This is a genomic window from Archangium sp. (assembly GCF_036388035.1).
GTDB lineage: Bacteria > Myxococcota > Myxococcia > Myxococcales > Myxococcaceae > Archangium.
Window position 1 is genome coordinate 1 of record NZ_DASVSO010000549.1, and the last position, 4,815, is coordinate 4,815.

Here is a 4,815-nt window from a genome sequence, read left to right on the forward strand (position 1 = left end):
GGACGAAGGCCTCCGCCTCGTTGGCGAAGCGCGCCAGCTCGTCGCCCGAGGAGGCGATGTGGTGCAGCCGCTCGCTCATGGCCTGCACCTGCTGGGTGGTGCGGTGGGAGAACTCGTCGAGCGCGAGCAGCGCCTCGGCCACCTGCCCGAGCCGCTCGGCCATCTCCATCAGCGAGCCATTCGTCTCCTGGGCGAAGCTCTCCAGTTGCGTCACGCGCTTGCCCGCGGCCTGGAGGCTCTGGCCCATGCTGTTCACCGACTCCTGTGAGCGCTCCACCGCCCCGCCTTGCCGGCGCGCGGCGTCCAGCAACACCCGCACCTCCTCGGACACGCCCTGGCACGTGCGGCGCACGTTGCCCGTCACCCGCTGCACCTGGGTGAGCGCTCGACGCAGCGAGTAGATGAGCCGGCGCACCTCGCGCTGGTCTCCCATGCCGTCATAGACGGCGTTGGTGAGGTCCCCCTCGGCCAGCCGGCCGAGGATGCTGGTGCGCTCCTTGGCGCGCTCCATCGCCCAGACGAACCAGAAGGTGTAGCTCGTCGCCAGCAGCAGCAGCGGCGTGGCGATGAGCAGCACGGCCCAGCCGACCGGGGTATCCGGGTGGCCGGTGAAGAGGTGGAGCAGTCCGCCGAGGGCGGCGGCAAGGAAGAGCCCCCCGACGACCATGAATGCGAAGAGATACTTTTTGGCGACCATGTGAGAACGGGAGTCACACCGTATCCCGCATTCTCGCCGCGATCTTCAAATCGGCACAGACTGAGGACGTGCTCGTACTCTTCTCCGTGCTCCTGCTCGCCCTGCCTGCGGGGGGAGGTTCGTCCGCCTCGACCGCCGAGGAGACCTCCCGTTTCGTCTTCGCCTGGCGGGGGATACCGGTGGGCACCGTCACCCTCTCCCTCGCACCCGAGGTGAACCGCTTCACCTATACCTCGCGTCACCTGCACACCCGCGGGGCGCACAGGGGCGAGCGGGTGCGGGAGGTCTCCCTGGAGCTGGGCCCGGAGGGCACGGTGGCGGGGCGCCCGAGTGTCCCCCAGGCGTTGTGGCTGTGGCGGGGGCCTCCTGCCCTCGGGTGCGTGACGGGACGGGAGGAGCTGTCCGGGCGGGAAGGGCCCCACTGCGTCACCGCCGTCCGGGGAGACACGGTGGAGGGCACGCTGCTCGGCCAGACCTTCACGGCCCGTTACGACGGGCGCGGCCGGATGGTGGCACTGGAGGTCGGGGAGTCGCGCTTCACCGAGGTCGCGCCCGGAGTGCGGCTGCGGCCCCCTCCCGAGCTCTTCGCGCAAGGGCTGCCCGTGGAGGGGGAGACCGGTCCGCTCGCCTTCTCACCTCCATGGCCGCTCGCGGAGCGGCCTTCCTGGCTGACGACCTGGCGAGCGGGAGAGGCGCGAGCCCTCGCGGAGGACGTGCACGCCGCCTTCCCGGAGAAGGGCCCGGGATCGGCGGATCTGCGCGAGGGGGGCGAGGGCGAGGCGGGAGGGTGCCTGGCCCATGCCCTGCGCTTCGCGGCGCGGGCGGTGGCGCGCGGGCAGCGGGTGGCGTTGGTGCACGGGCTGCTCGTGGTGGACGGGGGGCCCGCCCGGCCTCATGCCTGGGTGCGCGTGGGCCTCGGGGGTGGGGGCACGTTGGACCTGGATCCCACCTCGTTGGACCCCGTCACGCCCGAGACGCACCTGCCGCTGGCCCTGGCCGAGCCCGGCGGAGCCTCGGTGGAGGCCGGAGCGCGGTGGCTGGCGCTGCTGCGCGGCGAGCACCGGGTGGTGCGCCGGCCCCGCGCGCGGTAGCGACCCGCTCAGTCGAAGGGGATGACGGACAGCTTCGCTCCCGCGGGCGCCTCCAGCAGCTCCTTGGCCTTCGCCGGCAGGTAGGCGTTCTTGTCGTCCAGCCGGGCCGTGGTGCGCACCGAGCGGAAGCGGTTGCGCCCCGACTCACGCTCGAAGGAGACGAGCACGTCATCTCCTTCCATCTCGAAATCCTGATCGGCCAGCTTCAACGAGCGGAAGCGGCGCACCAGGGAGATGTCCGAGAGGTTGGCCTCGAAGTGGGGACCGCCGTCAAACGGGTCGATGCGCTCCACGTAGCGGAAGCCGATGCGCTCCAGCATCCGCTGCACGCCCTGGGTGTTGGGGCCCACCTCGCCGAGCACCTTCTGCACGCGCTCGGGGAAGAGCGACGCGTAGACGTCCGAGGAGGGGAAGAGCTCCTTGATGAACTCCTTGTTCTGCCGGCTGAGCCTGTCCGCCTCCTGGTAGGTGAGGCCGGTGAACTTCTTGCCGCACGCCTCCCACAGCAGGCTGCGCCCGTCGGGCAGCAGGGGCGGCAGCAGCTCGGCGAGCACCCGCGGGCGGAAGAGCCGCTTGTGCATGGCCATGAAGAGGAAGCGCACGTAGGACAGCTGCTTGCCGGGCTTGTCCGGCGTGGCGCGGTAGGGCGGATCCACCACCAGGCCGCCGATCTCCGTGGGGCCCTCGTAGTTGTAGCCGATGGAGAGCACCTTGTGCCGGAAGTGCCGGCCGATGCTGGCCGAGTAGTGCTCGCGCTCGGACACGTCGAGGTAGATGTGCGGTGCCTCGTAGGTGCCGTGCTGCGCGATGATCATCGACGTGCCGATGATGAGCTCGTTGCGCACGTCCTCCAGGACGAAGAGGTACTCGCGCTCGAAGGGATTCTTCACCTTGCCCGCGAAGCTCTTCACGGACTTGTCGATGATGGCCTCGAGCGTCTCTTCGTTGTTGGGCAGGTTGACGGTGTTGAGCACCGCGGCGAGCCGCTTCAGGCCGGGCAGATCGGTCTTCTGGACATCGCGCAGGACGAGCATGGGAGCACCCGGGTTCCCCTGGAGGGAAACCGCAGAGGGGGGGCACCATACACCAGCCCTGCATGCCGTCAGCCGCCCGTACGCCCTTCTGCTCCGACGCGCCGCGTCGCGTGGGCCCGCCCGGTCGCTCGTCGGGCAGGACCGCCCCTCCTTCCCATGGAGAAAGACAATCACCGGGAGCCGAACGCACGGGTGATTGCCTGCTTTGCTGTCAAGGGAAAAGAAATAACAGTCGCTTGAAATAGAAGCTGAACGTGAGAGCGTGCGCCCGTCGTTTGATTTCAAACATGAGCGAGGGCACGCGCCTTGGGAAAGCTCCTGGTTTCACTGCTCGCCGTGCTCCTGCCGGGGCTGTCGTGGGCGGGCATCATCTGGAAGGGCGACTTCGAGACGGGGGACACCTCCCAGTACACGTCCGCGCAGCGGGTGAGCGCGGACCGGCTCCAGGTGGTGACCTCCCCGGTGCTCCAGGGGCGCCACGCGCTCAAGGCCACCGTGCGGCAGGGGGATGACCCCATCAACGCCAGCGGCAACCGCAACGAGCTCATCTACCAGGGGCGCGAGAAGGAGGGCTCGGAGTACTACTACCGCTGGCAGGTGCTGTTCCCGGCGGACTACCCCAGCGCGAAGGCCTGGCAGGTCTTCACCCAGTGGCACCACAACGGCTGCTGTGGCTCTCCGCCGGTGGAGTTCTTCGTCTACGGCGAGGAGATCCGCCTCACGCTCACCAACAGCGTGACGCCCTGGCAGACGAAGCTGGTGCGCGGCGTCTGGCAGGACTTCGTCTTCCACGTGAAGTGGTCGTCGGATCCGAACGTGGGCTTCGTCGAGCTGTGGCACAACGGCCGGCTCGTGCTCGCCAAGTCCAAGCACGCGACGATGTACGCGGGCGACGGCATCTACCTGAAGCTGGGCCTGTACCGCAACGACACCGTGCAGCCGGTGGGCGTCGTGTACCACGACGGTTTCGTGCAGGCGACGCGGCTCGCGGACGTGCTGCCGCCCCCGCCCACCTCGGACGCGGGCACGCCGGCTCCGCCCGCCGACGCGGGCACCGGGCCGAGCGGTGAAGCGCCATCTTCTCCAGAAGAGGAGTCGCCTCCCATCGTCCCCACGTTCCCGCAGCCGGGTGCCACCGAGCCGACGTCCCCCGAGGCGCCCGTGCACTACACCTACGGCTGCTCGAGCACGAGCGGTCCGCTCTGGGTGCTGGCGCTGCTGGGCCTCGGGGGCCTGCTGCGACGAGCCCGGCGCCGGTAGGCCCGCGCGTCGGGTCTCGGGCGCCACTCGGCGCTACCCGTCCCCGGGGGAGCGTCGTATGAGGAGGCGACCCCCGTGAGGAGACCCGAGATGAGCGACGCGCGTGAAGGGGCGGTGCCCCACCTGAGCCCCGAGGAATTCCGTCGGCTGGGCCATCGGATGGTGGATTGGATCGCCGACTACTGGTCCCGGTTGGAGTCCTTCCCGGTGCGCGCGGCGGTGGCCCCGGGCGAGGTGCTGGCGAAGCTGCCCGAGCACCCGCCCGAGGAGGGCCTGGGCGGTGACGAGGGCTGGGAGGCCGTCTTCCGCGACCTGGAGCAGGTGGTGCTGCCCGGCCTCACCCATTGGCAGTCGCCGTCCTTCTTCGCCTACTTCCCCGCCAACGCCTCGGGGCCCGCGGTGCTCGGCGAGCTGCTGTCCGCGGGCCTGGGCGTGCAGGGCATGCTCTGGTCCACCAGCCCCGCCGCCACCGAGATGGAGACGCGCGTGCTGGACTGGCTGGCCGAGCTGCTGGGGCTGCCGGCCTCCTTCCGCTCGGACTCGGGCAGCGGCGGGGGCGTCATCCAGGGCACCGCGAGCGAGGCCACGCTGGTGGCCCTGGTGGCGGCGCGCGAGCGGGTGCGTCGCAAGCTCGGCCGGGAGGTGGAGCTGGTGGCCTACACCTCCACGCAGGCGCACTCCTCCGTGTTGAAGGCGGCCATGTTGAGCGGCGTGGTGCGCGGCGTGTCGGACG

The 4,815-nt window shown here is 70.3% G+C and carries 4 protein-coding genes and 1 pseudogene; 3 read left to right on the top strand and 2 right to left on the bottom strand.

From position 1 onward, the window contains the following. A pseudogene (locus VF697_RS22115) lies at nucleotides 1-697 on the bottom strand (ABC transporter substrate-binding protein); the annotation flags it as partial. Between the two features lie 68 nt (nucleotides 698-765). Here VF697_RS22115 and VF697_RS22120 point away from each other — a divergent pair. Beyond that, nucleotides 766-1,788: a transglutaminase domain-containing protein gene (locus VF697_RS22120; protein ID WP_331098090.1), complete on the top strand. Its 1,023-nt coding sequence runs from the start codon at nucleotides 766-768 to the stop codon at nucleotides 1,786-1,788. Nucleotides 1,789-1,796: 8 nt separating this feature from the next. On the opposite strand, the gene VF697_RS22125 is transcribed toward VF697_RS22120, so the two are convergent. After that, nucleotides 1,797-2,822: an arginine N-succinyltransferase gene (locus VF697_RS22125; RefSeq protein WP_331098092.1), complete on the bottom strand. Its 1,026-nt coding sequence runs from the start codon at nucleotides 2,820-2,822 to the stop codon at nucleotides 1,797-1,799. Between the two features lie 306 nt (nucleotides 2,823-3,128). On the opposite strand from VF697_RS22125, the gene VF697_RS22130 reads away from it, so the two are divergent. Next, nucleotides 3,129-4,082, top strand: a complete 954-nt coding sequence (locus tag VF697_RS22130; RefSeq protein WP_331098094.1) for a polysaccharide lyase — start codon at nucleotides 3,129-3,131, stop codon at nucleotides 4,080-4,082. A gap of 90 nt (nucleotides 4,083-4,172) precedes the next feature. After that, the coding region (locus tag VF697_RS22135) for a pyridoxal-dependent decarboxylase (protein ID WP_331098096.1) at nucleotides 4,173-4,815 on the top strand (643 nt) is incomplete at its 3' end.

Excerpts from the sequence above, each read along its gene's own strand:
- VF697_RS22125 (WP_331098092.1), bottom strand. The coding sequence starts at position 2,822 with ATGCTCGTCCTGCGCGATGTCCAGAAGACCGATCTGCCCGGCCTGAAG.